The sequence below is a fragment of the Arachnia propionica genome (assembly GCF_037055325.1).
Taxonomy (GTDB): domain Bacteria; phylum Actinomycetota; class Actinomycetes; order Propionibacteriales; family Propionibacteriaceae; genus Arachnia.
In genome coordinates this window covers 772,774-799,376 of sequence record NZ_CP146373.1, presented here as the reverse complement: position 1 = coordinate 799,376, position 26,603 = coordinate 772,774, and the positions used below count along the sequence as shown (strand labels likewise).

General features: G+C 63.0%; 28 protein-coding genes and 1 riboswitch. Of the genes, 22 read left to right on the top strand and 6 right to left on the bottom strand.

What is annotated here, in order from left to right:
• Nucleotides 1-16 precede the first annotated feature (16 nt).
• Nucleotides 17-147: riboswitch (cobalamin riboswitch) on the top strand.
• Between the two features lie 32 nt (nucleotides 148-179).
• From V7R84_RS03735 to dapB, 13 genes are all read left to right on the top strand, one after another.
• Nucleotides 180-1,220 (top strand): FecCD family ABC transporter permease, encoded by a 1,041-nt coding sequence (locus V7R84_RS03735; protein ID WP_338572181.1) that lies wholly within the window; start codon nucleotides 180-182, stop codon nucleotides 1,218-1,220.
• A 22-nt stretch (nucleotides 1,221-1,242) separates the two neighbouring features.
• Nucleotides 1,243-2,256, top strand: coding sequence for an ABC transporter substrate-binding protein (locus V7R84_RS03730; RefSeq protein ID WP_338572179.1), 1,014 nt, complete (start codon nucleotides 1,243-1,245; stop codon nucleotides 2,254-2,256).
• Between the two features lie 97 nt (nucleotides 2,257-2,353).
• Nucleotides 2,354-3,355: an ABC transporter substrate-binding protein gene (locus tag V7R84_RS03725; protein ID WP_338572176.1), complete on the top strand. Its 1,002-nt coding sequence runs from the start codon at nucleotides 2,354-2,356 to the stop codon at nucleotides 3,353-3,355.
• Nucleotides 3,352-4,128 (top strand): ABC transporter ATP-binding protein, encoded by a 777-nt coding sequence (locus V7R84_RS03720; protein ID WP_338572172.1) that lies wholly within the window; start codon nucleotides 3,352-3,354, stop codon nucleotides 4,126-4,128. The genes V7R84_RS03725 and V7R84_RS03720 overlap by 4 nt, the downstream gene beginning before the upstream one ends.
• A complete protein-coding gene (locus V7R84_RS03715) occupies nucleotides 4,125-4,880 on the top strand; it encodes a class I SAM-dependent methyltransferase (protein WP_338572170.1) in 756 nt (251 codons plus the stop codon). Before V7R84_RS03720 ends, V7R84_RS03715 begins: the two co-directional genes overlap by 4 nt.
• 148 nt (nucleotides 4,881-5,028) lie before the next feature.
• On the top strand, nucleotides 5,029-6,756 hold the full coding sequence (locus V7R84_RS03710; protein WP_338572168.1) for an L-lactate permease: 1,728 nt from the start codon (nucleotides 5,029-5,031) through the stop codon (nucleotides 6,754-6,756).
• Nucleotides 6,757-6,845: 89 nt separating this feature from the next.
• The gene (locus V7R84_RS03705; RefSeq protein WP_338572166.1) at nucleotides 6,846-7,604 is read left to right on the top strand and encodes a (Fe-S)-binding protein; all 759 of its coding nucleotides are present in this window, start codon (nucleotides 6,846-6,848) and stop codon (nucleotides 7,602-7,604) included.
• Nucleotides 7,601-9,091 carry a LutB/LldF family L-lactate oxidation iron-sulfur protein gene (locus tag V7R84_RS03700; protein ID WP_338572163.1) on the top strand — a complete coding sequence of 497 codons (1,491 nt, stop codon included), beginning with the start codon at nucleotides 7,601-7,603 and terminating at the stop codon, nucleotides 9,089-9,091. The genes V7R84_RS03705 and V7R84_RS03700 overlap by 4 nt, the downstream gene beginning before the upstream one ends.
• On the top strand, nucleotides 9,088-9,741 hold the full coding sequence (locus tag V7R84_RS03695; RefSeq protein ID WP_338572162.1) for a lactate utilization protein C: 654 nt from the start codon (nucleotides 9,088-9,090) through the stop codon (nucleotides 9,739-9,741). Before V7R84_RS03700 ends, V7R84_RS03695 begins: the two co-directional genes overlap by 4 nt.
• Nucleotides 9,742-9,847: 106 nt before the next feature.
• Entirely contained in the window at nucleotides 9,848-10,732 is an 885-nt protein-coding gene (locus V7R84_RS03690; protein WP_338572160.1) for a bifunctional riboflavin kinase/FAD synthetase, read from the top strand.
• A gap of 140 nt (nucleotides 10,733-10,872) precedes the next feature.
• Nucleotides 10,873-11,136 carry a 30S ribosomal protein S15 gene (gene rpsO, locus V7R84_RS03685; RefSeq protein WP_338572158.1) on the top strand — a complete coding sequence of 88 codons (264 nt, stop codon included), beginning with the start codon at nucleotides 10,873-10,875 and terminating at the stop codon, nucleotides 11,134-11,136.
• A gap of 267 nt (nucleotides 11,137-11,403) precedes the next feature.
• Entirely contained in the window at nucleotides 11,404-13,608 is a 2,205-nt protein-coding gene (locus tag V7R84_RS03680) for a polyribonucleotide nucleotidyltransferase (protein ID WP_338572156.1), read from the top strand.
• Nucleotides 13,609-13,709: 101 nt separating this feature from the next.
• A complete protein-coding gene (gene dapB, locus V7R84_RS03675; protein ID WP_338572153.1) occupies nucleotides 13,710-14,450 on the top strand; it encodes a 4-hydroxy-tetrahydrodipicolinate reductase in 741 nt (246 codons plus the stop codon).
• A 14-nt stretch (nucleotides 14,451-14,464) separates the two neighbouring features.
• Here the strand turns inward: dapB and V7R84_RS03670 are convergent, their stop codons facing one another.
• Nucleotides 14,465-15,013 (bottom strand): GNAT family N-acetyltransferase, encoded by a 549-nt coding sequence (locus V7R84_RS03670; RefSeq protein WP_338572152.1) that lies wholly within the window; start codon nucleotides 15,011-15,013, stop codon nucleotides 14,465-14,467.
• Nucleotides 15,014-15,029: 16 nt separating this feature from the next.
• On the opposite strand from V7R84_RS03670, the gene V7R84_RS03665 reads away from it, so the two are divergent.
• From V7R84_RS03665 to coaD, 5 genes are all read left to right on the top strand, one after another.
• Complete coding sequence (locus tag V7R84_RS03665; protein ID WP_338573814.1) at nucleotides 15,030-16,736, top strand: ribonuclease J; 1,707 nt, start codon at nucleotides 15,030-15,032, stop codon at nucleotides 16,734-16,736.
• 145 nt (nucleotides 16,737-16,881) lie between these two features.
• Nucleotides 16,882-17,067, top strand: a complete 186-nt coding sequence (gene rpmB / locus V7R84_RS03660; protein WP_338572151.1) for a 50S ribosomal protein L28 — start codon at nucleotides 16,882-16,884, stop codon at nucleotides 17,065-17,067.
• Nucleotides 17,068-17,143: 76 nt separating this feature from the next.
• Nucleotides 17,144-19,354 (top strand): ATP-dependent DNA helicase RecG, encoded by a 2,211-nt coding sequence (locus V7R84_RS03655; protein WP_338572149.1) that lies wholly within the window; start codon nucleotides 17,144-17,146, stop codon nucleotides 19,352-19,354.
• Nucleotides 19,351-19,929 (top strand): RsmD family RNA methyltransferase, encoded by a 579-nt coding sequence (locus tag V7R84_RS03650; RefSeq protein ID WP_338572148.1) that lies wholly within the window; start codon nucleotides 19,351-19,353, stop codon nucleotides 19,927-19,929. The genes V7R84_RS03655 and V7R84_RS03650 overlap by 4 nt, the downstream gene beginning before the upstream one ends.
• Nucleotides 19,926-20,405, top strand: a complete 480-nt coding sequence (gene coaD, locus V7R84_RS03645; RefSeq protein WP_338572146.1) for a pantetheine-phosphate adenylyltransferase — start codon at nucleotides 19,926-19,928, stop codon at nucleotides 20,403-20,405. The genes V7R84_RS03650 and coaD overlap by 4 nt, the downstream gene beginning before the upstream one ends.
• Nucleotides 20,406-20,425: 20 nt before the next feature.
• Here the strand turns inward: coaD and V7R84_RS03640 are convergent, their stop codons facing one another.
• From V7R84_RS03640 to V7R84_RS03620, 5 genes are all read right to left on the bottom strand, one after another.
• A complete protein-coding gene (locus V7R84_RS03640) occupies nucleotides 20,426-20,626 on the bottom strand; it encodes a hypothetical protein (protein WP_338572143.1) in 201 nt (66 codons plus the stop codon).
• 336 nt (nucleotides 20,627-20,962) lie between these two features.
• Nucleotides 20,963-22,123 (bottom strand): ArsA family ATPase, encoded by a 1,161-nt coding sequence (locus tag V7R84_RS03635; RefSeq protein ID WP_338572141.1) that lies wholly within the window; start codon nucleotides 22,121-22,123, stop codon nucleotides 20,963-20,965.
• Nucleotides 22,124-22,125: 2 nt separating this feature from the next.
• Entirely contained in the window at nucleotides 22,126-22,341 is a 216-nt protein-coding gene (locus tag V7R84_RS03630) for a hypothetical protein (RefSeq protein WP_338572140.1), read from the bottom strand.
• Nucleotides 22,338-23,507 carry an ArsA family ATPase gene (locus tag V7R84_RS03625; protein WP_338572137.1) on the bottom strand — a complete coding sequence of 390 codons (1,170 nt, stop codon included), beginning with the start codon at nucleotides 23,505-23,507 and terminating at the stop codon, nucleotides 22,338-22,340. The genes V7R84_RS03630 and V7R84_RS03625 overlap by 4 nt, the downstream gene beginning before the upstream one ends.
• Nucleotides 23,508-23,581: 74 nt before the next feature.
• On the bottom strand, nucleotides 23,582-24,034 hold the full coding sequence (locus V7R84_RS03620) for a MarR family winged helix-turn-helix transcriptional regulator (RefSeq protein WP_338572134.1): 453 nt from the start codon (nucleotides 24,032-24,034) through the stop codon (nucleotides 23,582-23,584).
• Nucleotides 24,035-24,265: 231 nt separating this feature from the next.
• Here V7R84_RS03620 and V7R84_RS03615 point away from each other — a divergent pair, with 231 nt between their 5' ends.
• From V7R84_RS03615 to mutM, 4 genes are all read left to right on the top strand, one after another.
• Nucleotides 24,266-24,814, top strand: a complete 549-nt coding sequence (locus V7R84_RS03615; RefSeq protein ID WP_338572132.1) for a YceD family protein — start codon at nucleotides 24,266-24,268, stop codon at nucleotides 24,812-24,814.
• Nucleotides 24,815-24,896: 82 nt separating this feature from the next.
• Nucleotides 24,897-25,088: a 50S ribosomal protein L32 gene (gene rpmF, locus V7R84_RS03610; RefSeq protein WP_338572129.1), complete on the top strand. Its 192-nt coding sequence runs from the start codon at nucleotides 24,897-24,899 to the stop codon at nucleotides 25,086-25,088.
• 38 nt (nucleotides 25,089-25,126) lie between these two features.
• Complete coding sequence (rnc, locus tag V7R84_RS03605; protein WP_338572127.1) at nucleotides 25,127-25,768, top strand: ribonuclease III; 642 nt, start codon at nucleotides 25,127-25,129, stop codon at nucleotides 25,766-25,768.
• Nucleotides 25,761-26,594, top strand: coding sequence for a bifunctional DNA-formamidopyrimidine glycosylase/DNA-(apurinic or apyrimidinic site) lyase (mutM, locus tag V7R84_RS03600; RefSeq protein WP_338572125.1), 834 nt, complete (start codon nucleotides 25,761-25,763; stop codon nucleotides 26,592-26,594). The genes rnc and mutM overlap by 8 nt, the downstream gene beginning before the upstream one ends.
• Nucleotides 26,595-26,603: the final 9 nt, after the last annotated feature.

The following is a 26,603-nucleotide window of genomic DNA, read 5'->3' as shown; positions in this document are numbered from 1 at the left end:
CGAGGCCCCCGGTGCGTTGGTCATTCACAGTTTCTGTTACGATCAAGCCGTCTCAGTCAGGGAACGCCGGTGGGAATCCGGGACTGACGCGCAACGGTGAGGGGAAAATCCCGAGTCCGAATGCTGACTGAGGCGAGCGACCCGGCCGCGCGCAACGGCCCTTAACGGAAAGCCAATCAATGCCTCGCACCGTCCGCTTCCGGTCCCGTATCGGGATTGAGCTGCGTCTCGTTGTGCTGGCGCTGGCGTTGTTGCTCACACCAGTCTTCACAGTTGTCATCGGAGCGGCGGCTGTGCCCCTGGACGAGGTTGTTGGTGTCCTGGTGAGCCACATACCGGGAATCGACGTTCAGATCACCTGGGACCGCTCTACCGACGCGATCGTCTGGGACGCGCGTCTGCCCCGGATCATCGCCGGAGTGGCGGTTGCCGCGATCCTCGGGGTAGCAGGTGTGGTGTTGCAGGCTGTGGTCCGTAACGCCCTGGCCGAGCCCTACGTGCTGGGGGTCAGCGCGGGTGCATCCTCCGGTGCCGCTTTCGCCATCATCATCGTCGGCGCTTCTGGTGCCATGGCCGTTGGGATGATGGCTTTCGCGGGGGCATTGCTGGCTACTCTGTTGGTCTTGGCCATCGCGGGACGCACCCAGTCGCCGCTGCAGTTGATCCTCGGAGGATTGGGCGTCGGGTTTGGCTTTCAAGCCCTGACCAATCTCATCATCTTCTCCTCTGACTCGCCAGAGACCGCCCGCTCGGTCATGTTCTGGACCCTGGGGTCGTTGGCCCGGGCTAGCTGGGATTCGGTACCCGTCGTCATGCTCGCGGCGTTGCTGCTCACGGTGCTGATGATGCTGTGCGGTCCTATCCTCGATGCCTTGGCCAGCGGTGACCGCACCGCCCAGGCGGTGGGCGTTGAGCCGGCCCGAGCCCGCATCCTGCTGCTGATCCCGGTATCTGCAGCCGTCGCACTGGCCGTCGCCACTGCGGGCGGAATCGGTTTCGTCGGCCTCGTGGTTCCCCACCTCATCAGATCCTTTATAGGTCCCGCCCATCGCTTCCTAGTGCTCGGTTCTGCGCTGGCTGCAGGTCTATTCCTCGTCTGGGCAGATGCGTTCGCGCGTCTTGCGTTCGCTCCGGCAGAGGTGCCGATTGGTGTGGTTACCGGGCTCATCGGGGCCCCGGGGCTCGTGCTGTTGGTCCGCCGTCAGGGCCACAGCCTGTGAATCCGGAAAGAACAGGAAATTCATGAGAAAGCTTCTTGGCCCAATTGCCGCGATGGCTCTCGCCCTGACCGCCTGCGGCACCTCCGCAGCCGAGCGGGCCTCCCAGAGCGCCAGCGCCTCCGCTACGGCGTCACCGGGTATCGACCAGCAGAGTGGTTTCCCTGCCGAGGTTGACAGCTGTGGGGAGAAACTTCATTTCGACGCCGCGCCGAAGAAAGTCTTGATCCTCAACGGCACCGGCCTGCCGGATCTCGATGCCCTCGAGGTGGTGAACAAACTGTCCCTGCGGGCCGGGGACAAGAACTTCGGCACCGGTCAGGAAGAACTGCAGGCCAAGTACAACGCAATTCAGGCGGTCGCCTCCAGCGAGATCGAAACCGGTGGTGTCAGGGTCTCCACCGAGGTGGTCCTGGAGAACAAGGTCGACCTGGTGATCGGCTACGAGGAGGGCGTTGACCGGGAGGCATTGAAGAAGGCCGGAGTGCAGCTGTACTCCCCGGCGGCCTTCTGCCCCAACTACTCGGTCAAACACGCCACCTGGGATCTCATCGACACCGAGGTCAACAACCTCGCTTCGATTTTCGGCGTCCAGGACAAGGCCGCATCCGTGATCGAGAAACGCAAGGCGAATGTTGATGCCCTCGACGCGAAGGGCAAGGCCGCCGGCGCCACCGGGATTGCGCTCTACATCACCCCTGGGCAGAGCAATTTCTACGCCTACGGAACCTCCTCGATGGTCCAGCCGATCTTCGAGGCCAACGGGTTGAAGAACTCGTACGAAGACACCACGACCCGCGTCTTCGACGGGTCCATGGAGGACATCCTGAAACGAAATCCCGACTGGGTCGTGCTGCTCTCCCTCGAGGCGACGAAAGAACAGACCTTGGAGGCGTTCAAGGGCTTCAACGGCGCCGACCGGCTCAAGGCGGTGACCAACAACCAGGTGGTGGTGCTGCCCTTCTCGCTGACCGATCCGCCAACAACCCTGTCCGTTGAGGGAGCCAGCCAGCTGTCCCAGGAGATCGCGGGGAGCTGATCCGGGGTCGGCGGTAAATCGTTGTGGCCGGATGGGCGGGGCATCCGGCCACAACATGGGGGCACACAACCGAATGCACAGCATTGAAAGGGAAGTCATGAGACGAATCATCGCTCTTGCGAGTGCCGCAGCCCTCCTGTTGACCGCCTGTGGAACCTCGGCAGCCGAACGCGCCGCCCAGAGCGCCAGCAGCAGTGCTACCGCGTCTGGAGGCGGCGCATATCCCGTCGACATCGTCAGCTGCGGGCAGACACTCCACTTCGATGCGCCGCCGTCCAGGGTGCTGGTGCTCGGGGATACCAGTGTGTCGAACATGGATGCCCTGGGGCTGATGGACAAGATCAATCTGCGGGCTGGAGACGCTCATTTCGGATCAGCTGCTCCGGAACTCCAGGCCAAGCACGACGCCATCGAATCGGTGGAAGCGGGCAAAACCGATACCGGTGGGGTGAAAATCGCGACCGAGACGATCTTGAACTCGCACGTGGACCTGGTGATCGGCTATGACAAGGGAGTCGAACGAGAGCAGGTGGCCAAGGCCGGGGTTCAGCTCTACTCTCCCGAGGCGTACTGCCCCAAGTACTCCGTCGAGAAGGCGTCCTGGGAGCTGATCGACAGCGAGATCAACAACTTGGCCAAGATTTTCGGGGTCGAGGACAAGGCGAACGCCGTCATCGCGGAAATCCATGCGAAGACCGCCAAGCTGAAGGCCGATGCGCCCTCGGGTCGGGGAACGGGAGCGGCGCTCTACATCACCGCGGGATCCACCCGGTTCAGTGCCTATGGAAGCTCGTCGATGAGCCAGCCCATCCTCGATGCGAACGGCATCACCAATGTCTACGGTGACAACACCACCAGGGTCTTCGATGGCTCCATGGAAGATCTCCTGGCCCGCAACCCCGACTGGATTGTGCTGCTCTCGTCGGGTGCCAGCGATGAGGAGACGATCCAGACTTTCAAATCCTTCAGTGGAGCGGAGCAACTCAGGGCGGTGGTCAATGACCATCTCGTCGTGATCCCGTTCGTGCTGACGGATCCACCGAATGTGCTCTCTGTCGAGGGCGCTGCCACGCTGGCGGAGAAGACGGCGAACAAGTGATTCAAGCCGATCAGCTCAGCGTGGCCCGTGGCGGTCGGGTGGTGCTCGCGGGGGCCCACCTCACCGCTGAGCCGGGCGAGGTCGTCGGGGTGGTGGGCCCGAACGGTTCTGGGAAGACTACTCTCCTTCTTGCCCTGAACCGGGCCCTCCGCGCCAGCGGGGGCACCGTCGTTATCGACGGGGACGACCTCTCCCGGCTCCCACGTAGGGAAATCGCGCGCCGAATAGCCGTGGTTGCCCAGGACACCGAGACGGCCCTGCCGCTGAAGGTCCGTGACGCTGTCGGTCTCGGTCGGCTAGCACGACGCACCCTCGTGGCGTACGGAGACGCCTCCGACAGGGTGATCATCAACGACGCCCTCGAACGGGTGGAGGCCAGCCACCTGGCGGACCGGCTCATCACTCAGCTCTCCGGTGGCGAACGCCAAAGGGTGCTGGTGGCTAGGGCCATCGCCCAGCGGGCCAGTCACTTGCTCCTGGATGAGCCGACCAACCATCTCGACTTACACCACCAGTTCTCTCTGCTGAGACTGGTCACGGAACTCGGCTGCGCGGTTGTGATGGTACTGCACGACCTGAACCTGGCGGCACGATTCTGCACCCAGCTGCTTGTGATCAACGGCGGGGAGGTCGTGGCCAGTGGTACCCCGGATGAAGTGTTGACTCCCGACATCCTCGAACCCATCTATCACCTGCGAGTGCGCCGCATCGCGCACGAGAACCTTACCCACCTGATTTTCAGCCCCGAAACCGAGTCGAAGGAGAACGAATGAACCCGGAGGAACTGCTCGCCGCCTGGCATGTTCAGCAGACCGCTTTCATAGAATTCCGTGACCAGCGTGTCAGAGCAATGTTGGAGATGCTGGCTGCCGTCCACCCCGGGGACCGGTCCCTGCGGGTCCTGGATCTGGGATGCGGCCCCGGTTCTCTCTGCGACGCCGTTGCCGATCGTTTTCCAGAGGCCGAGGTGGTTGGCGTCGACCGTGATCCGATCCTGCTGCGTCTGGGACGAGAAACCAACAGACACGGCGAGCGGATGAGACTTCTTGACATCGATCTTGCTGATCCAGGCTGGATCAGCAAGGTGGGACAGGAACGTTTCGACGCGGTGGTCAGCGCGACAGCCCTGCACTGGCTGAGCCCCGACAAACTTGCGGGTCTCTATGTGGCTCTTCCGCAGGTGCTGAACCCGGGAGCGGTATTCCTGAACGCCGATCATCTCTACTTTGACGGGGCCACCGAGCCTTTCCTGAAAGGGGTTGCGGAGACTCAACGGGAGAGGTTTCGCCTGGCTGCTCTCGAAGCTGGGGCCATGACGTGGGATGCCTGGTGGGAGGCAGCGCGCTCCATGCCGGGTTGGGAGGCCGAGGCGAGGCAGTGGGAGGAACGCTGGTCCGACAAATCTCCTATCGTGAAGGTCAGCCTGGAGTTCCATCTGAGTGCGCTCCGGGCCGCGGGGTTCGTCGAAACCACCCACATCTTCCGCTGGTTCGACGACGTGGTGGTGTTTGCGCGGCTGCCCTGACGGCCGCCCGGATCGCTGCTTCGCGGAGGGCATTTACCCCCTGAACGCGGGACGAAAATAACTGGACACCCCGTCGCGACAATGTGCTATGGTCGGACCAACCACGGGCCCGACCGGGCCCAGAAAACTGGACGATGGAGTTCTCGACATGTCATCCCTCCTAGAGGTATTTCAGCCTTCTGCTGATCCACTCGGGTCGCAGTGGCTCTCGGCCCTCGTGGCCGTCATCCCCATCGTGTGCATGCTCGTCACCCTCGGAGCGCTGCGCTGGAAGGCACATATCGCCGGGGCCGTGTCCTGGGCCTTGGCCTTCGTCGTGGCCATTCTGGCGTTCAAGATGCCCGTCATGATGGCCGTTTCATCAAGCTTCCAAGGATTCATCTACGGTCTGTTCCCGATCGTGTGGATTCTGTTGATGGCCATCTGGATGTACCAGGTGACCGTGATCTCGGGCCGATTCGAGGACCTGCGCAACACCTTCTTCCTGATCAGCGACGACCCGCGCGTGCTCGGCCTGCTGATCGCCTTTTGCTTCGGTGGCCTTCTTGAGGCCCTCGCTGGCTTCGGTGCCCCGGTCGCCATTGCTGCCGCCATGCTGGTAGCCGTCGGCTTCTCGCCGATCCGCGCTGCACTCATCGCCCTGCTCGCCAACACGGTTCCTGTGGCCTTCGGCGCGGTCGGTCTGCCCGTTATCCAGGCGGCAGCAGTGGGCGGATTTGAGAACGTGCTCTCCATCTCTCCGACCACGGGGAGGCTGACTGCCATGCTGTGCCTCGTGGTGCCCTTCCTGCTCCTCGCGGTCATGGATGGCAAGAAGGGGATCAAGGAGTGTTGGCCCTTCGGCCTCGTGGTGGGCGTGACCTTTGGTGTCGTCAAGTGGATCGTCTCCGCCACCCCGCTATACACCCTGACCGAGCTCGTCGCCGCCCTGGTCAGTGTCGCCGTGGCGATCGCCTTCACCCGGGTCTGGAAGCCGGGAGGTGACTCGGAGGTCGTGTCTCGTATCGGTCGCCCTGTTGACCCCGCGCTCGAGACCGAGACGGCCAAGACGGAGGCCGCCGACACATCCAACCTCACCGGTAACAAAATCTTCATGGCTCTTGTGCCTTATCTGATGGTCATCGTGGTCTTTGGGATCGCCGCCATACCAGCAGTAAAGGATTTCTTTGTCTCCCTCGACGGCAGTGGCAAGACCGGTTGGGCCAGGTTCCAGTGGCCCGGGCTGTCCGAGATGCTGAGCGCATCTGGTGCTCCCGCCTCCCACCGGACTTTCGCCTTCCCCTGGGCATCCACCCCTGGCATCCTGCTGGCGCTGGTCGCCATCCTGACCGCCCTCGTCTACAAGGTGTCCATGAAGGACGCTTTCAAGGAGCTGTGGGTCAATGTCAAGAAGATGAAGTTCGCCATGCTCACCATTGGGGCCGTGGTCGCTCTGGCCTACGTCATGGGCGACTCCGGTCAGACCCTCGCGCTCGGCACGTTCATCGCTGGAGCTGGCGCCATCTATCCATTCTTGGCCCCGGTGCTCGGGTGGATCGGCACCTACGTGACCGGTTCGGACACCTCCGCCAACATTCTCTTCTCCGGGCTCCAGTCGAACGTCGGCCAGGAAATCGGAAGTGCCTCCGCTCTCGGTGTGGACGGCATGCGGCAGCTGCTGGTCGGATCTAATGCCGCAGGTGGCGTCGTGGGCAAGATGATCTCGCCCCAGTCCTTGGCCATTGCCTCGAGCGCCATCGGTCTGGCGGGAAGCGAATCGGCCATTCTGCGGCGGATCATCGCCTGGAGCTTCGTCCTGCTGTTCCTGCTCTGCCTGCTCGCAGGCCTGATGTCCACCCCGGTGCTGAGCTGGCTGATTCCGCCGATGCTGGGCTGAGAACCGATAATTGAATCTCACGGTTGGCCGACCCGGTGGCAGGGTCGGCCAACCACAAGGACTGCCTCATCTGTTTGAAGGAGAGAGATATGGCACCCGGAACGGGTAAGACGGTGGCGTTGTTCGCCACCTGCATAAATGACACCATGTTCCCCGGCACACCCATTGCGGTGGTCAAGGTGCTGGAGCGGCTGGGTTGCAAGGTGGTGTTCCCCAAGGAACAGACCTGCTGCGGCCAGATGCTGACCAACACCGGATACTTCAAGGAGGCCGTGCCGACCGTCAAGAGCTACGTGCGGGCCTTCGAGGACTACGACTACATCGTCGGTCCCTCCGGTTCCTGCATCGGGGCGGTCCGGCACCAGCACCCGATGCTGGCCGAGCATGTCGGCGACAAAAGCCTCAAGGCAGCCTCCGAGGAGTTGGTGAAGCGAACCTACGACTTCACCGAGTTCCTCGTTGACGTGCTGGGGCTGACGGATGTCGGGGCCTACTTCCCGCATCGCGTCACCTATCACCCCACCTGCCACTCCGTGCGTGTTGCGCACGTGGGTGACCGACCCTACAAGCTGTTGCAGGCCGTCCGGGGTATCGACCTGGTTCCGCTTCCCGACGCCGATCAGTGCTGTGGGTTCGGCGGAACTTTCTGCGTGAAGAACTCCGATGTGTCCGTGGCGATGGGCGCCGACAAGGCGCGCAACGTGATGTCAACCGGGGCCGAGTACCTCGTCACCGGTGACAACGCCTGTTTGATGCATATCGGCGGAATCATGCACCGAATGAACATGGGCGTGAAAACCATCCATCTGGCCGAGATCCTGGCCCACACCGAGGAGGCCACAGCATGACCGCCACCCGCGAACGCCTGACCCCGGCTCCCCCCACTGGTACCTACCTCGGGATGCCCGCCTTCCCCAAGGCGGCCAAGGGAGCCCTGCAGAACCAGCAGTTGCGTCGCAACCTGCGTCACGCCACCACTGTGATCCGCGGTAAGCGGGCCATCCGGGCCTCCGAGGTGAAGAACTGGGAGGAACTGCGGGTCGCCGGCGAGCAGATCAAGAACCGCCTTGGGCGGCACTTGGACCAGTACCTCATCCAGGCCGAGCAGGCCATGACCGCGGCCGGGATCACCGTCCACTGGGCCCGGAATGCTGAGGAAGCCAACAAGATCGTCATCGACATCGCCCGTTCCAAGGGCACCAAGGAGGTCGTGAAGATCAAGTCGATGGCCACCCAGGAGATCGACCTCAACGAGGCCCTCGAGGACGCCGGGATCGCGGCGTGGGAGACCGACCTCGCTGAGCTCATCGTCCAGCTTGGTCACGACCGGCCCTCACACATCCTCGTCCCCGCCATCCACCGGAACCGTTCGGAGGTCCGGGAGATCTTCAAGGAGGAGATGGGACTGTGGGGAGCCCCCGCACCTGATGGCATCAGCGACAACCCGCCGGAACTCGCTGGCGCTGCTCGTGTCCACCTGCGTGAGAAGTTCTTGCGCTCCAAGGTGGCGGTCTCTGGAGGTAACTTCATTGTCGCGGAAACCGGTTCTCTCGTGATCGTCGAGTCCGAGGGCAATGGACGCATGTGCCTGACCCTGCCCGAGACTCTCATCTCCGTGGTCGGCATCGAGAAACTGGTGCCCACCTGGGAGGATCTCGAGGTCTTCCTGCGGTTGCTGCCCCGCAGCTCCACGGGGGAGCGGATGAACCCCTACACCTCCATCTGGACTGGTGTCACCCCCGGTGACGGGCCTCAGGACCTGCACGTCGTCCTGTTGGACAACGGGCGCTCCAAGGTGTTGTCCGACCCGGTCGGTCGCGAAGCGCTGCGCTGCATCCGCTGCTCCGCCTGCATGAACGTGTGCCCCGTCTATGAGCGGGTCGGCGGCCACACCTACGGCTCCGTCTACCCCGGGCCGATCGGTGCCATCCTGACCCCCCAGCTGCGGGGCGTCGCATCGAAGGTCGACAAGTCGCTGCCCTACGCTTCCAGCCTCTGCGGGGCCTGCAACGACGTGTGTCCTGTCAAGATTCCGATCTCGGACATTCTGGTGCACATGCGCAACAAGGTGGTGCAGAAGAAGACCGCGCACCGTCCTACCATCGAGTCCGTCATCTTCAAGGTGGTGGGTTGGGTCATGGCCCGCGGCCGCAACCTCGCGTTCGTGCAGTTCTTCTCCCGCCTGGCGGGCCGGATCTTCAAGAAACGCAGCCATTTCGGTCCCATGCCGTTCCCGGCATCCGCTTGGAGTCGGTCCCGTGACCTGCCGGTGCCGCCGAAGGAATCATTCCGGAAGTGGTGGGCCAAGCGAGAGAAAGAGGAGGCCTCCAAGTGAGCAGCGCTCGCGATGACATTCTGGCCCGTGTCCGGGCCGCTACCGAGGACATCCAGGAGAAGGATCCGGTCAAGGACGTGCCCATCACGTGGGCATACAACCAGCCAACCCCGCTGGATGACGTGCTCGAAACCTTCGTGGAGAACATCCTCGACTACAAGGCCAAGATCGTGCGTTCCCCGGCGACCGGGACCGGTGAAGCGATCGTCGCCGCCCTGAAGGAACTCGGCGCGCAGACCGTGGTTGTGCCCGACGGGGTTCCTACCGCCTGGGTGAACGCCGTGACCGCCGGCGGCCTCGAGGTGATTCGTGACGAGAACCTCAGCCACCAGCAGTTGAACTCCATCGACGCGGTCCTCACAGGATCGCGGGTGTCCATGGCCGAGACGGGAACCATCTGCCTGGACCATGCAGAGGACCAGGGACGGCGCGCCCTGACCTTGGTGCCGGACCGTCACGTGTGCGTGGTCACCGCCGATAGTGTCGTCTCCGACGTGCCAGAGGCGGTGCACCGGCTCAAGGACTCGGTGCAGGCCGGACGGCCCATCACCTGGATCAGCGGTGGCTCAGCAACCAGCGACATCGAGCTGTCCCGAGTGGAGGGAGTGCACGGCCCCCGGAAGCTGTTCGTGATCCTCGAAGAGAACTGACGACCAGGAACACGACCGCCCGGTATCGAACCCGCCATGGGTCGGTACCGGGCGGTTTCTCATCCACGGATGCGTGCTGCGCTGCCCCTCGCTAACCTTGTCCGTCGTGAACAGCGGAACCAGGGTAGTGGCCATCGGCAACTTCGACGGAGTGCATCTCGGGCATCAACGCGTGCTGCAGGCTGAGCGGGGCGATGGCGAACTCGCGGTCATCACCTTCTGGCCCCATCCGTTGTCGGTGCTGGCACCGGAACATGCCCCACGCCTGTTGAGTGACCTGCCCACCCGGATCGACCTGCTCAAACAAGCAGGGGCTCACGAGGTGAGGGTGGTGCGTTTCGACAGGAAGGTGGCGGCCATGAGCCCCGCCGAGTTCATCGAACGTTTTGTTGTGCCACTCGCTCCGCGGACAGTCGTGGTGGGGGAGAACTTCCGTTTCGGGCATCGCGCATCGGGTGACGTCGGAACCCTCAGGGAGCTGGCCGCGGGGCGTTTCGACGTGCGGACGCTTGAACTGTCGGGAGTCGACGCCCGGACCACATGTTCCACCCTCATTCGTGAGGCGTTGGACTGTGGTGACGTGCGATTGGCTTCACAGCACCTGGGGCGCGACTTCAGGTTCAGTGGTGTCGTGGTTGTGGGGGACCAGCGGGGACGTGAACTCGGGTTCCCAACCGCGAACCTGGTTGTTCCCACGGAACTGGCTGTCCCCGCGGACGGGGTGTATGCCGGGTGGCTGACACCGATCGGGGAGGAAGCGATGCCTGCAGCCATCTCCGTGGGTTCCAACCCGACTTTCGAAGGTGTGGACCGGCGGGTTGAGACCCATGTGTTGGACCGCAACGACCTGGAGTTGTACGGGGTTCATATCGACGTTGATTTCGTGGAGAGGCTGCGCGGGCAGGTGCGTTTCGAGGGTGTCGAGGGCCTGATCGCTCAGATGGACCAGGACATCGAGAACTGCCGCCGCATCCTCACCCGGCGGAGCTGATTCCAGAACCGGTGGGTTTGGTTTCCCGGTCGAACCGATGGTAAGGTCCGACAGTTGCCGTCGATCGGCCACGGATCAACAAGAGCCCCAACCGCACCCGCCACCGGGGCGCCGTGCAGCGAACCGGAAGGAGTCCAGACATGGATGCTGCCGAGAAGACAAAGATCATCGAAGAGTACGCCACGAAGCCGGGCGACACCGGTTCGCCGGATGTGCAGATCGCTCTGCTGACCAAGCGGATCGCTCACCTGACCGAGCACCTCAAGGTTCACAAGGGGGATCACCATAGCCGTCGCGGCCTGATGCTGATGGTCGGACAGCGCCGCCGTCTGCTCAACTACGTTGCCCGTCAGGACATCGAGCACTACCGCGAACTCATTGCGAGGCTCGGCCTGCGTCGCTGACCGGCGTCGTCATTCACACGATCTGATAGGAGGACAGCCCCGCACACGCGGGGCTGTCCTCCGCGCCTGTCCGGACCCCAGCCGGTAGGATTGGCGCAAAACTCAATCACCACAACGTATTTTCTGCCTGCCAGGGGGTCTCACCTGGTCCTCGGTAGTGACCTTCGGGTAGTTGCAGCCCCGCGGGTCTCGATCGAAGACCGGTGGTACTGGCGGCGTGCCGCGCCCTGCGGGCAGCCAACCCAGTGAAAGGAGCCAGCTTTGTCCATGGAAGGACCTGGTCTCGAATTCTCCGAAGCCGTCATCGACAACGGCAAGTACGGTCGACACACCATCCGTTTCGAATCCGGCATCCTCGCTCAACAGGCGGACGGCTCGGCCGCGGTCTATCTTGACGGCGACACCATGCTGTTGGCTGCCACCACCGCGGCGAAGACTCCGCGGGACGCCATCGATTTCTTCCCGCTCACCGTTGACATCGAGGAGCGGATGTACGCTGCGGGACGCATCCCCGGGTCTTTCTTCCGCCGTGAGGGACGCCCCGGGGAGGGCGCCATCCTTGCCGCCAGGCTGATCGATCGCCCGCTGCGTCCGGCCTTCGTGAAGGGGCTGCGCAACGAGGTGCAGGTGATCGTCGACGTTCTCTCCCTCAACCCGACCCACTACTACGACGTGGTCGCGATCAATGCCGCATCCATGGCCACGACCTTGGCCGGGTTGCCCTTCTCCGGTCCCATCGGCGGTGTTCGTGTCGCCCTGATCGACGAGACCTGGGTGTGTTTCCCGACCGTCGAACAGGTCGCCAAGTCCTCTTTCCAGATGGTCGTCGCTGGGCGTGTCCTGCCTGATGGCGATGTCGCGATCATGATGGTCGAGGCCGGCGGCACCGAGTCCACGTGGGAGAACGTGCGTTCCGGCAAGACCGCTCCCACCGAGGAAGTCGTTGGGCAAGGGCTGGAGGCTGCGAAACCCTTCATCAAGACCCTGTGCGACGCCCAGTCCGAGCTGAAGGCGAAACTGCCCAAGGAAACCTTTGACTTCCCTGTCTTCCGCGACTACGAGGACGACGTCTACGTTGCCGTCGAGGAACTGGCTTCCGGTCGGATCTCCGAAGCGATGCGGATTCCGGGCAAACAGGACCGCGACGACGCCACTCACACCATTCGCCAGGACGTCACTGAAGCCCTCTCTGAGCGTTTCGAGGGACGCGCAAACGAGATCGCGGCCGCCTTGAAGTCGCTGACCAAGAAGATTGTCCGTCATCGCACCCTGACTGAAGGCGTGCGCATCGACGGTCGAGGTACGCGCGACATCCGCACCCTGTCCGCCGAAGTCGCAGTGATCCCGCGTGTCCACGGTTCGGCGCTGTTTCAGCGGGGCGAGACCCAGATCTTGGGCGTCTCCACTCTGAATATGCTGGACATGGAACAGAAGATCGACACCCTCTCCCCGGAGTCGACCAAGCGGTACATGCATAACTACAATTTCCCGCCGTTCTCCACCGGTGAGACTGGGCGCGTCGGTTCCCCGAAACGCCGCGAGATTGGCCACGGTGCGCTTGCGGAACGCGCCATCGTCCCTGTGCTGCCCACCCGGGAGGAGTTCCCCTACGCGATCCGTCAGGTCTCCGAGGCCATCGGTTCGAATGGTTCCACCTCGATGGGGTCGGTGTGCGCATCCACCCTGGCCCTGTTGAACGCGGGTGTGCCGCTGAAAGCCCCTGTCGCCGGCATTGCGATGGGGTTGATGAGCGAGGAGATTGACGGTGAGACCCGCTATGTGGCACTCACCGATATCCTGGGAGCCGAGGACGCACTCGGTGACATGGACTTCAAAGTGGCCGGCACCCGTGATTTCGTCACGGCCCTCCAGCTCGACACCAAGTTGAACGGTATCCCCGCCGTGGAGCTGCAGAAGGCGCTGCTGCAAGCCCGTGAAGCTCGGCACACCCTGCTCGAGGTGATGGGAGAGGCTATCGACGTGCCAGATGAGATGAGTCCGTATGCTCCTCGGATCGTCACGCTGCGCATCCCCGTCGACAAGATCGGTGAGGTCATCGGTCCCAAGGGGAAGGTCATCAACCAGATTCAGGACGACACCGGGGCCAACATCACCATCGAGGACGACGGCACCATTTACGTGGGAGCCGAGACCGGGGAGGCCTCGGAGGCAGCGGTTTCCGCCATCAACGCCATCGCCAATCCACACATGCCGGAGAAGGGCGAACGGTTCATCGGCACCGTGGTAAAGATCACCACCTTCGGTGCCTTCGTCTCCCTGCTGCCCGGTAAGGACGGGCTGCTGCACATCAGCAAGCTGCGGGCGCTGGCCGGCGGCAAACGCGTCGAGGACGTCGAAGACGTGGTTTCCGTGGGGCAGAAGCTCCAGGTGGAGATCTCCGAGATCGACGACCGCGGCAAGCTGAGCCTGATTCCCGTGCTCGAGGAAGAGGCCGAAACCGACGAAGCCTGAGTCATGAAGCAGGTAAGGGGTCGATCCGTTCTGTGGGTCGACCCCTTTCGGGTTTCACCGGTTGGGTAGAACTGATGAACAAAGACGAAAAGGAGTTGAGAATGAGCACTCTCGGGGTTGGTATCTTCGGTATCGGCGGGAAGATGGGCAGTGAGGTGAGCCGCGCGGTGACGGCTGCCGACGACATGGAGGTCACCGGGGGAGTGGATCTCGGTGAGCCACGAGAGCGGATCGAGGGTGCGCTCGTGGCAGTGGATTTCACCCATCCCGACGCGGTGATGGATAACATTGAATGGTCGGTTCCGCGGGGAATCAACATGGTGATCGGCACCACCGGGTTCAACGAGGAAAGGCTTGCGCGGGTCCGAGAATTGTGCGCTGCCAATCCGGGAGTAGGGGTGTTGATTGCCTCGAACTTCTCCATTGGGGCTGTTCTCATGATGCAGTTCGCCGCCAAGGCGGCTCCGTTCTATCCGAGTGTTGAGATCGTCGAACTACACCACCCGAACAAGGCGGATGCCCCGTCGGGAACCTCCGCTACCACTGCCGGGAAGATCGCTGCCGCACGCGCGGCTTCTGGCATGGGGCCGGTCCCGGACGCGACGGTGCATGACGCTGGGGCCCGTGGTGCAGTGGTTGAGGGCATACACATCCACGGGGTGCGGCTGCAGGGGCTCGTCGCCCACCAGGAAGTGCTGCTCGGAGCCCACGGCGAAACACTCACCATCCGGCATGACAGTTTCGACCGCGCCAGTTTCATGCCGGGGGTGTTGGCAGGAGTGCGGTGGGTGGTCGATCACCCAGGTCTGACCGAGGGCATTGAAACAATCATCGGTCTCTGAACGGCGCCCGCGGATCAGCCGGCGTTTGGGGCGGGGCCCCGATCTGCGATCCGGGTCATCAACCTGACCTGTTTGACGGCCTCCGTCCCGTCCTCGGTCCCAAGGCTTCGGTGGGCGCCGTCCGCAGCCCAGCCGCACTCGATCAGGAAACCACGCAGGGCGTCGTCGTCGCTGCGGACCCACCAGGTGGCGGTCTCGTAGCCGTCGGCGCGCAGCGTGTCCACCGCGGCGTTCACCAAGCGTGAGGCGTGGTCGTCGAGCGCGTCCGACTCGGTGATGAACTCGGCGACCATGCCGTCGGTGGCCTCGGCATCCGGATCGTTGCTCGGTCCGGTCACCACGAAACCTGCCACCTGCCCTTGGGACAGGGCCACCAGCACCCGGCAATGGGCGAGTGGAGGCTTGACGATGGCCTCGTGCCAGGTGCGCACCGCCTGATCTGCGGGGATTGCCGCGAGTGCCGCCGCGGTGCCGGGTTGCCGGGACCAGGCTTTCCGCTGGAGCCTGGCGATGTCGACGGCCTCCACGGGCATGGCGAGGCGCACAGAGTCGGGAACGGGCATGCCTGTCAGTGTAGTGATGACGACTGTTTGCACTAGCCTTTTGCGGGTGAGTGAACTGCGTACGCCTCCGCCCTTGAAGCCCGGAACCCTTCGTGTCACACCCTTGGGAGGACTCGGCGATGTGGGTCGGAACAGCGCTTCCTTCGAGATCGATGGTGACATGGTCCTGGTTGACTGTGGCGTGCTCTTTCCTGAGGACCGCCACCCTGGCGTCGACCTCATCCTTCCCGCCTTGGACCTGCTGTCGGATCGTCTCAACGACATCCGTGCCTTGGTGCTCACCCACGGCCACGAGGACCACATTGGTGCCGTGCCCTATCTGCTCAAGCAGCGGGCCGACATTCCTGTTTACGGTTCGAAGCTGACCCTCGCGCTGGTGGCGAGCAAGCTGAAAGAACATCGCATCCGTGGCTACCGGTTGATCGAGGTGAAGGAAGGCGAACGGTGCCGAGTAGGGAACTTTGAGCTTGAGTTCTTCGCGGTCAATCACTCCATTCCCGACGGTTTGGCGGTTGCCTTGCGCACCGCAGCGGGCACAGTCCTGCACACTGGGGATTTTAAGATGGATCAACTTCCCCTCGATGGGCGTATCACTGATTTGCGTGGTTTCGCGCGTCTCGCGGATGAGGGGGTGGATCTGTTCATGCCTGACTCCACCAACGCTGAGACCCCAGGATTCACACCCTTGGAGAAGGATATCGAACCCTCCATTGCCCGTGTGTTCGATCAGGCGGACAGGAAACTGATCGTCGCGTGTTTTGCTTCCCACGTGCACAGGGTGCAGCAGGTGCTTAACCTGGCCGTCAAGCATGGTCGCAAGGTGGCCTATGTGGGGCGTTCCATGGTGCGCAACATGGCGACCGCTCGGGATCTCGGATACCTGCACGTCCCAGCGAACGTCCTGATTGAGATGAAGGACATCGAGAGATACCGCGATGACGAGGTGGTGATCATCTCCACTGGTTCCCAAGGCGAGCCGCTCGCCGCGCTGAGTCGGATCGCGAACCGGGAACATCCCGTCATTGAGCTGGGTCCCGGTGACATTGTCTTGTTGGCGAGCTCTTTGATTCCAGGCAATGAGAATTCCGTCTACCGGGTCATTAACGGGTTGACGAAACTGGGGGCGCAGGTGGTGCACAAGGGCAATGCCTTTGTCCACGTCTCCGGTCATGCTTCGGCCGGTGAACTGCTGTACTGCTACAACATCCTGAAACCGCGCAATGTCATGCCGGTGCACGGTGAGATCCGGCATCTGATCGCCAACGCCAAGCTCGCGATCTCCACCGGTGTCCCGGCGGAGAATGCCGTGGTGTGTGAGGACGGTGATGTGGTTGACCTGGTGGACGGGAGCGCGCGCAAGGTCGGGCGCGTCGATGCCTCCTACATCTTTGTGGACGGCTCGATCGTGGGTGACATCACTGAATCGATCAGCGACCGGCTCATCCTCGGTGAGGAGGGGTTCATCTCTGTGGTTGCCGTGGTCAACCTCCATACCAGATCCGTCATCGGGGCCCTGGACATCAATGCGAGGGGTTTCGCCGAGGACCCATCGGTCTTCGATGCGGTCCGGGAACAGATTCTCACCGGTCTGCAGCAGGCCTTGGACGACGGCGTGGATGACGTTTACCGTCTACAGCAGGTGATCCGCCGCACCATTGGTGCTTGGGTGTCCCGGAGGTTGCGGCGTCGCCCCATGATCGTGCCTGTGGTGGTTGCCACCTGAGGGGAGGAGGCGCTCCGGGAACGCGGTTTGAGGATTGGTGGCGTATCGGGTTATCATCTACCGGTTGCCCGCTTCGGCGGGCGGACCCAATGATCGAACCAGGCGTTGCTGTGGCGCGTCTGGCCCAAGCAACAAGGAGATTCCAGTGGCTGCCGTCTGTGATATCTGCGCCAAGGGACCCGGCTTCGGTCACAACGTGCCTTGGTCGAAAAAGAAGACCAACCGTCGCTGGAACCCGAACATTCAGCGTGTCCGTGCGACCATCAACGGTGCTCCCAAACGACTCAACGTGTGCACCTCTTGCCTCAAGGCTGGCAAGGTCACCCACTGAACGAGGAGTCCGGGCAACGGCTCGCGGCTGGGGCCGCGAGCCGTTTTTCGTCGGTCTCCCTCGGTAGGCTCGCCCCATGAGCCGATTCCGGACCCCGATCCATCGCGAGCTGAACCGCGGACTACGTGACGTCGTCGGAGCGGATTCTGCCTCGGAACTGGCCAGGCTCGGACTGTTTACCCTGGGTGATCTGCTGAGACACGTGCCGCGCAGATACCTCTCTGGCACCGAGATGAGCGACTTCCGGACCCTGCGACCCGGTGAGGATGTCGCGGTTGTCGCCAAGGTGCTAGCCACCAGAATCGTGGATGGTCGCACCACCCGGGTGGCGACCGTGCTGACCGACGGAAAAGGGGAACTGCAGGCGGCTTTCTTCGTACCTGAGAAACGCCCGAACTACGCGAAGTACTGGGCCAATCAGCTCACCCCGGGCGCCCGTGGCATCTTCGTCGGCAAGGTGGGGGAATTCAGGGGGCAGCTTCAACTCACTCATCCCGACTACGTCATCATCGACGAGTTCGGCGCGATCACGGGCCGCAAGGCCAACGCGAAGGCCACGATGGTCAAGGTGATTCAGCGAGCTCGGCTGGTCGGTCTTTACCCAGCTACGGCGAAGATGGTCACCTGGAAAATCGCAGACGCGATAGCGCTCGCTCTGCCCCATGTGCTTCCACTGGGAGATACGCTGCCCACCTGGGTGGCGGAACGGGCCCGGGTGATCGGCCTCCCAGACGCCCTGCGGGAGGTTCACGAACCCGTCAACGTGTTCGATGCGGAACGCGGAATCGCTCGGTTGAAGTTCGATGAGGCATTCGGAATGCAACTGGCTATGGCCGTGCGCAGGGCCGCCTTGGCCGGACGCACCACCACACCCAGAACCCGCCGTGATGATGGGATCCTTGCCGCCTTTGATGCATCCCTGCCGTACCGGCTGACCGCAGGCCAGGAAGAAGTGGGGGAGGTCCTTTTCGATGAACTGGCCGCTGAGTACCCGATGCATCGCCTGTTGCAGGGGGAGGTCGGTTCGGGGAAGACCCTCGTCGCACTGCGTGCCATGCTCGCGGTCGTCGATGCGGGCGGCCAGGCTGCGCTGCTGGCTCCCACCGAGGTGCTGGCCAAGCAGCATCACGCCTCCATCACATCGCTTCTCGGCGAGCTCGGGGCAGCCGGAACCCTGGAGGCCCACCCGCAGGCCACGCAGGTGGCGCTGCTGACGGGAGGCCTCACCGCCGCCAACCGTCGCCGGGTACGGGAGGCCGTCGCGTCCGGAGACGCGGGAATCGTCATCGGCACCCATGCGCTGTTGTCGGAAGACGTCAGGTTCGCAGACCTCGGGCTCGTGGTGGTCGATGAGCAACACCGCTTCGGAGTGGAGCAGCGGGCCGCGCTGGCAGCGAAGTCTGAACACCAACCCCACACGCTGGTGATGACCGCCACCCCCATACCCCGATCGGTGGCCATGACGGTCTTTGGCGATCTGGAGACTATCGAGCTGCGAGACCGCCCTGCGGGCCGCGCGGAGGTGAAGACCGTCTTCGTGGACACCGCCCGCAATCCTCACTGGGTGAAACGGGCCTGGGAACGCATCCGTGAGGAGGTGGAGCAGGGACGCCAGGCCTTCGTGGTCTGCCCAGCCATCTCCGGCAATAAAACAGAAGGGGAGCTGGAGGCTGGAACCGGCTTGAGCGCGGTGACAGAAATCACCCCCATGCTCACCGAAGGCCCGCTGAAGGGGCTGCGCGTAGGAATGGTTCACGGCAGGCAGGCCACCGCCGAGCGAGACCAGACCATGCTGGAATTCACCGCTGGGGAACTGGATGTGCTGGTGTCCACCACGGTCATCGAGGTGGGAGTGGACATTCCGAACGCCTCCGTGATGGTTGTTCTCGATGCCGACCGGTTTGGAATTGCCCAGCTCCACCAGCTCCGTGGAAGGATCGGGCGAGGCAGGCACCCCGGTTTGTGTCTGCTGCTCGCGGCTCCCGCTCCGGACGCGCTCACCGCTGTCGACAGGCTCCAAGCGCTGGTGGCCTCCAGCGATGGTTTCGAACTGGCGGAGCGGGACCTGGAGCTGCGGCGCGAGGGAGACGTCCTGGGCGCGGCACAGTCCGGGGCCTCGTCGCTGAAATTGCTTCGAGTGCTGGGGGACCGAAAGGTCATCGAGCAGGCAAAAGAACTGGCTGGCGAGGTGCTTTCCGATCCTCGGGCTGCCGAAGATCCGCTGCTCGCCGACATGATTGACCAGGCAGAACAGGTTGCTGCCGGGGAATGGCTGGAGAAAGGATGACGCGCATCATCGCGGGACGCGCGAAGGGAACGCAGCTGACGGTGCCCCGCTGCGGAACCCGGCCCACCAGCGACAGGGTCCGGGAGGCGCTATTCTCCACCCTCGTCACGTGGTTCGGTACCGTCGGGGAACCGGCGGAGAAACACCTGGTGGGGGCCGCGGTGCTGGACCTCTATGCAGGAACCGGAGCGGTCGCGCTGGAAGCCGCCAGCCGGGGAGCCGCCCGGGTGGTGGCCGTCGACTCCCACACCTCGAACCTGATCGCGGGCAATGCCCGCAGGGCCGGGCTGCGCATTGAGGCGCGGGGTGGACGAGTTGAAGGGCGGATTCCCACCGGCCCCTGGGATCTCGTCTTTGTGGATCCGCCCTACGAGATGGACTCGATGCTCCTCGACAGGACCTTGGCTCCGCTATTTTCCCCCGGGACGCTGAACCCACAGGCCCTTGTGGTGGTCGAGCGCTCGAAACGGTGTCTTCCTCCAGTGTGGCCGGGTGGTCTCGACGACGACTGGCGCCGGGACTACGGTGAGACGAGTCTCTACTTCGCAGCCACGAAACCAGCAGGAGAATCATGACCAAGGTGCTGTGCCCCGGCTCCTTCGACCCCATCACCAACGGCCACCTGAACATCATTACCCGAGCCCGTGACCTGTTCGGGGATGTGCTGGTGGCCGTGGGATGCAACAGCCTGAAGGCCGGTTACCTGTTTGGGGAGCAGCGCGTCGGCCTGGTTCGGGAGGCCACCGCCCATCTCGATGGTGTCACTGTCGAGGAGATGGACGGGTTGCTGGTCGATTTTGCGAGGAAACACGGCATAACCACCGTGGTCAAGGGTCTGAGATTCGGCGCCGATTTCGACTTCGAGCTTCAGCTGGCCAACATGAACCATTCGCTGACGGGCCTGGAGACGGTCCTGTTGCCAGCGGCGGCCCAGCACGTCACCCTCTCCAGCACCATCACCCGGGAGGTGATCAAACTCGGCGGCGACGTCTCACCCCACGTGCCGCCGTGCGTGGCCGAGGCCGCCGCCCGGCTGTGGGATGCGCGGTAGCCCCGCCCGGCCCCTCGTTCTCAAGGGTTCAGGCGGTCCAGGTGGATGGCGTCATCGCACAACCGGGACACCAGTGCCGGATTGTGAGTGACCATGAGCAGCCCGATGCCCCGGTCCCGGGTCAGCCCCGTCAACTCGGTCCAGATCTGCGCCTGGGTCAGGGGATCCAGCACCGTCGTTATCTCGTCGGCGATCAGGTAGCGGAGCTCGGGGTACAGCACCCGTGCTATGCAGAAACGCTACAGCTCGCCCCCGCTGAGTTCACTCGGGAAACGACCCAACCAGGCATCTTCGATTCCCAGCTGACGTTTGGTGTCCTCGTCGACGGGCCAGCACTCAGTCAGGATGCGGGCCCATCCGCCAGCGGGGATTGACGCTGACCTCGGGGTTCTGGTTGATGCGCTGCACCCGGCAGGGCCGGTGGCCCCGGAGCGAGGGGAGGTAAGGTCTCCTGGGCAGATTCTTCAACAAAGATCATAAACTCTTTACCAAAAAGAGTACCAAGCCAGAAACGAGAATTGATCTCACTCAACTTCGGTCTAGCGACCGGGGAGGGGTCAGGTCATCGTGAGGACCAGTTCGTCGTGGAGGAATCTGGCGCCGGTGACCTGGCGACCGTGTAACGAGGCCGGCATCGCGATCCGACGATGTTCGTTCCGGTGCGTGAGCAGCAGATCATCGCCGTCCTGGCAGAGGTTGAGTTCGGACCGATCCGCGTGAGGCAGGCTGATGTGGAGCCGCAGGCAGCCATCGCTGCGAGTGACGCGCAGGTAATCACCCCGGTAGTTGACCGCCGCCGGGTCGTCGCCGCCATACATCGTCCGGGCCAGCTCACCGAGAGCCTCCAGCCCGATGATTTCCTGCTCCTGGAGCGGGAGACGGTGGATCGGCAGGTGCGCGAAGCTCTCCTCGATCCGCTGGATGCCTGTGGCCTGCGCCGTGGCCCACGGCTCGAAGTAGCCCCCAAGAGCCGAGGCAGGATAGATGCGGTTGAGCACCACGGCGTCGACGACGAAGCCGTACATCGTCAACCAGGTGTGGGCGCGCCGAGTCTCGGCGATGACCACGTGCTCCGGGGTGGCGACCAGCCTGAGGGTGGTGATCTCCCCGTCGTGGAGCAGGTCGCCCAGCCGCTTGAGCCTGTCCAGCAACCCGAGCACGTCGTCGAAGAGACGATCCTCGGGCATCGGGATCCGGGTCAACCGCTCGAACGGTTTGCCGAGGATCCGAACCAGCGCCCGCTTCGTTGGAAGCGCGGTGCGGAACAGCTGGTCGAGACGTTCCGGATATTTCAGCAGCGACAGGGTTTCGCCGGTCGGTGCGCAGTCCACCACCAGGACGTCGTAGCGCCCGGAGGAAGCATGATCGAGGACTCGCAGCAGACTGAACAACTCGCCCAATCCGGGCAACAACAGAGCCTCTTGGGTGGCGAGCGTCACCTCGCCCTCCCGAGTCATGAGACGCGCCAGATAGTTGCGCAGACCCGCCCACGTCCGGTCGTTCTCCACCAGAGTGTCGATTTCCAAGGCATCCAGGCCGGGGGCGACGCGGATCGGTTCGCTGGTGAGTGACAGGCTCAGCGCGTCCCCCAGCGAATGTGCTGGGTCGGTGCTCATCACCAGGACCCGGTTTCCCTGAGCCGCCAGGTGCAAGGCCGTGGCGGCGGCGACGGTGGTCTTGCCGACCCCGCCTTTGCCGGTGTACAGGATGATCCGCATGCTCACTCCTCGATGTCTATCCGCCTGGGTTCCGACGGGCCGGTCGGTTCCTTGGCAGGCTTGGTTGGGTTCTCAGACAGGCACTCGACTATCAGCGCTCGCCATTCGCGGTCGATGGTGCGGAGCCGTTTCCTGGGGGCTGGTGGGACCAGGCTCAGGGCTGCCTCGCGGAGATGGCGACGGGCGTGCAGCAGATGACGAATGAATTCACGGTTCATGACGGGACCTCCTGTGGGGTGGGGCGGAAGCGGATGGTCAGGATGTCGTCGCGGAGTTTCGCTCCGGCGACGTCGTGGCCCAGCAGGGTGCTGGGCAAGGGGATGTTGCGCTGGAAGTTGCCGATGCGAACCGCGAGGTCGGTGGCGGTCAGTTTGAGGTCGATCTCCTCGGTGGTGGTTCCCGGCGCCGGGAGTTGGAGGTCGTAGCCGTCGTCGGCATTGACGTAGCGCTCGTGGGCCAGGTCCGATACGACGTCGAAGGCGTGGGCGTCGATGGCTACCTCGGCCAGGCGGGCCACGTCGCCCTGGCCGACGAGATCCTTACGGAATCGTGGCACTTCAGTGATGGGGAGATGAGCGAATGACGAGCGGATCTCGGCCAGATGCTGCCGCTGATGCTCCACCCAGGTGCTGAAGAACGCACCCACCTCCCCGGTGGGGTACAGCCCGCTGACGAAGACGTGGTCGACGCTGTAACCGAACAGGTTGAGATAGAGGTAGCTGCGACGGGTCTCCTCGATCACCATCCGTTCTGGAAGGGTGACCAGACGCACCGACGTGATGGAGGAATCCTTTAACAACGCCTGGATCTCCTGGAGGCGCTGGAAGAGCCGTTCGATGTCATTCATGGCGGCGGCGTTGGGAAGTTCGATTCGCCATACTCCCTTGGCCACGGGGCGCAGCACCCTGACCGCGAGCTTCTGCACCGGGAAGATCCGTTCCATCCACCAGGTGAGCAGCTCCGGGAACTGGAGCAGCGACAGGGTCTCACCGGTGGGGGCCAGATCCAAGATGATGCGGTCGTAGTCGCCGGTGTGGGCCAGCTGGTGGACCCGCAGTAGGAAGAACAGTGGATCGAAACCGGGAAGGTCCAGCACTTGGTCATCGTCGCCCCGGGAGATGAGGGTGGATAGAGCGGCGGTGATGTCGGTGAACTCCTCCTCGGCGACGCGCCCCGCATCCACCTCGGTGATCTCCAGGTTTGGGGCCACCTCGGTTGGTTCGGGTGCCGGGGGGCAATCGAACAGGTCAGAGAGGTTGTGGGCGGCATCCATGCTCGCCAGAAGCGTGCGTTTTCCGCTCCCAGCTGAGGCGACGGCGTGGGCGGCTGCTAGTGATGTTTTGCCGACACCTCCTTTCCCGGTCAGCAGGATCATTCGCTCCATGGTAACTCCTTCTCTATGCGAACTATTCGGAAATCGAACTATTTGTTGTGGCTTTGTGCGGTCAATGACGGGGTTCAGTCGATGGGGATGCGCCGGACGGTTCGGGGTCTGCGATTCGCCGAGCATTCGGCCAGCAGAGCCGGGATTCGATCAATGAGCCGTAGCACCACCTCGGTCTCCTCGGGAGTCAGCTCCTCGAAGAGACGCCCGATCAGAGAGACGCTGGCTTTGATGCCCTGTGTGATGAGCCTGCGTCCCTCTGCGGTCAGGGAGATCAACACGATCCGCTTGTCGTCCGGGCTGTGCTGACGCTCCACCAGGCCGCGCTGCTGCAGCCGGGTGACCGCCCCTGTCGCCGTGTTGAGGGGGGCGTCCAGGTAGGCGGCCAGATCGCTCATTCGCGAGGACTGAGTGCGATGAAGGTAGAGCAGGGTCAAGACGTCGTTCTTGGCCAGGTCTCGGGCGAGGCCTTGCCAGGCCCCCGGGGGCAGAAGAGAGCGGAAGCGGTCCACGTAGTCAAACAGCATGCCTTGCAGATCCATGATTTCTTCCGCCAGTTACTTCGGGTGTCGAACTTCCATTAAGACTAGCAGGCGTTCTGGCGTTGGTTGTGTGGATCTCGCGTGAGTGCTGCGCGTGCTTTCTCGAAGGCAACACCCGACTCCCGTCGGGATGTTTGGTGAATCTTCTCCGGCTCTGTAAGATTGCTCCTTGGTCATGACGTGGTCATGGTCGATCGGACGAAGGGAATGCCTGCCATGAACTCCGTGCATCACCATGTGGACCGTCGCTCACCTTACGTTTTCGACGTTTTGGAGCTGGGGCGGCGGCCAGGGGCGATGAAGGAAATTCAGGTTGATGTCCCGGCTCCGGTCGATCTCGGCTACGACGTGATTTCAGTGCCACAGGGCTCCGAAGTTGGTCTCGACCTCAAACTCGAGGCGGTCATCGAAGGAGTGCTGGTCACGGGAACGGCTCACGCGCAGGTGCGCGGAGAGTGCGCCCGATGCCTGAGTCCGATAGAGGATGAGAAGTCCTTTGAGTTGCAGGAACTCTACTTCTACCCCGGGAATGAGGTGGATGAGGACGAAAGCGTCGTCGTTGATGACGCCATCGACCTTGAGGAGGCTCTGCGTGACGCTGTGGTACTGGAGCTGCCGTTCACACCCTTGTGTGATCCCAACTGCCTCGGCCTGTGCCAGGAATGCGGTTGCAGCCTGAACGACGACCCGGACCACGGGCATGAAGCGAAGGTTGATCCGCGATGGGAAAAGCTGGCGGGGTTTGATCTTGGTGGCGAGAACTGAGACCAGAAAAGGGAGCCGCTGGTCGGCGCAGCCCCGTGTGGGACTGGGTCAGCCGGTGGGTAACAAGTCCGAGGAGAAGATCGTGGCCGTTCCGAAGCGCAAGATGTCGCGCAGCAACACCCGTTCGCGTCGTGCGCAGTGGAAGACTTCCGTCGTCCCCACAGTCACCTGCGTGAATCCGGCCTGCCGTGAACCGCATCTGTCCCACACCGCATGCCCTTCCTGTGGTCAGTACGGCCCCAAGGGCGAACGTCGTCAGGTCGTCGAGGCCTGAACAAGCTAACTGCCCTCCTTGATGAGCTGGGTGTCCAGGTGGACGCCCAGCTGTTTGAGCTTGCCTTTACGCATCGCAGTTTTGCTTTCGAGCACGGACGTATCCCCAGTAACGAAAGGCTGGAATTCCTGGGTGACGCCGTGCTGCAGATCGTGGTGACCGAGCATATTTTCACGTCCTTCCCGAACCTTGCAGAAGGCCAGCTGGCGAAGTTGCGTGCCTCAGTGGTCAGCTCCCACGCCTTGGCCGAGGTGGCGCGCGAGCTGCATTTGGGGGAGTTGATCAGGCTGGGGCAGGGGGAAATCAACACCGCAGGAGCCGATAAGACCTCCATCCTTGCTGACACGATGGAGGCCGTGATCGGCGCTATTCATATCTCCTGTGGGGCGGTTGCTTCTTCTCGTTTCGTGCATGCACTCCTCGATGAACGAATCGCCTCCAGCGAGTTGCAGGGGCACTACACCGACTACAAGACTGCTCTGCAGGAGTACTGCGCCCACAACGGTTTGGAGCCTCCCCGGTATGCGCTCATCGGTGAGGGGCCCGACCATCAACGTGTTTTTACCGCAACCGCCATGGTTGATGGGAAAGCCATCGGCTCAGGGGTGGCATCCAGCAAGAAGCGGGCTGAACAACTTGCCGCTCACGAGGCCTACCGAAACCTGTCTCTAGATGCCTGAACTTCCTGAGGTCGAGGTGGTTCGCCGCGGGTTGGAGAAACACGTGGTCGGGCGCACCATCGAGAAGATTACGGTCCTGCACCGCCGCCCCGTACGTTCTCACCTTGGTGGTCCAGAGGGTTTTGCCTCCGACCTCATGAAGCGTGGCATTGATGCTGTTGCCCGCCGTGGTAAGTATCTCTGGCTGGTTCTGGGTGATGACGCCATGATTGCTCACTTGGGGATGAGCGGACAGTTCAGGGTGAGTCGACCCCACGATCCGCAGTTACGCAATACGCGTGTCCTATTCGATCTTGATGATGGTACCCAGCTGCGTTTCGTCGACCAGCGCATGTTCGGTGGACTTGAGTTCGTGCCACGAGGCGGTCACTGTCCGGTCCCACACATCGCTCTTGACCCTTTCGATCCGCGGTTTGATCCTGTCGTAGTGGCCAAGCGGATACGAGGAAGACGAACTACGGTTAAGCGCGCCATCCTCGATCAGAAGCTCGTTTCCGGCATCGGCAACATCTACGCTGATGAAAGTCTGTGGCGCGCGAAGCTGCACTTCGACCACCCCACACAAGGCCTCACCCAGAGCCGTGCTGTTGAACTGCTGGGGCATGCCCGCGATGTCATGTCTGAGGCGTTGACCGCTGGCGGCACATCCTTCGATTCACTGTATGTCAATGTCAATGGCGAATCGGGGTATTTTGAACGTGGACTCGACGCCTATGGACGCGAGGACCAACCGTGCCGACGCTGTGCAACACCCGTGGTGCGCCGGCGATTCGCCAATCGAAGCAGCTTCCTGTGTCCGAGATGCCAGCGGCTGCCCAAGTCGTGAGGATGGTGC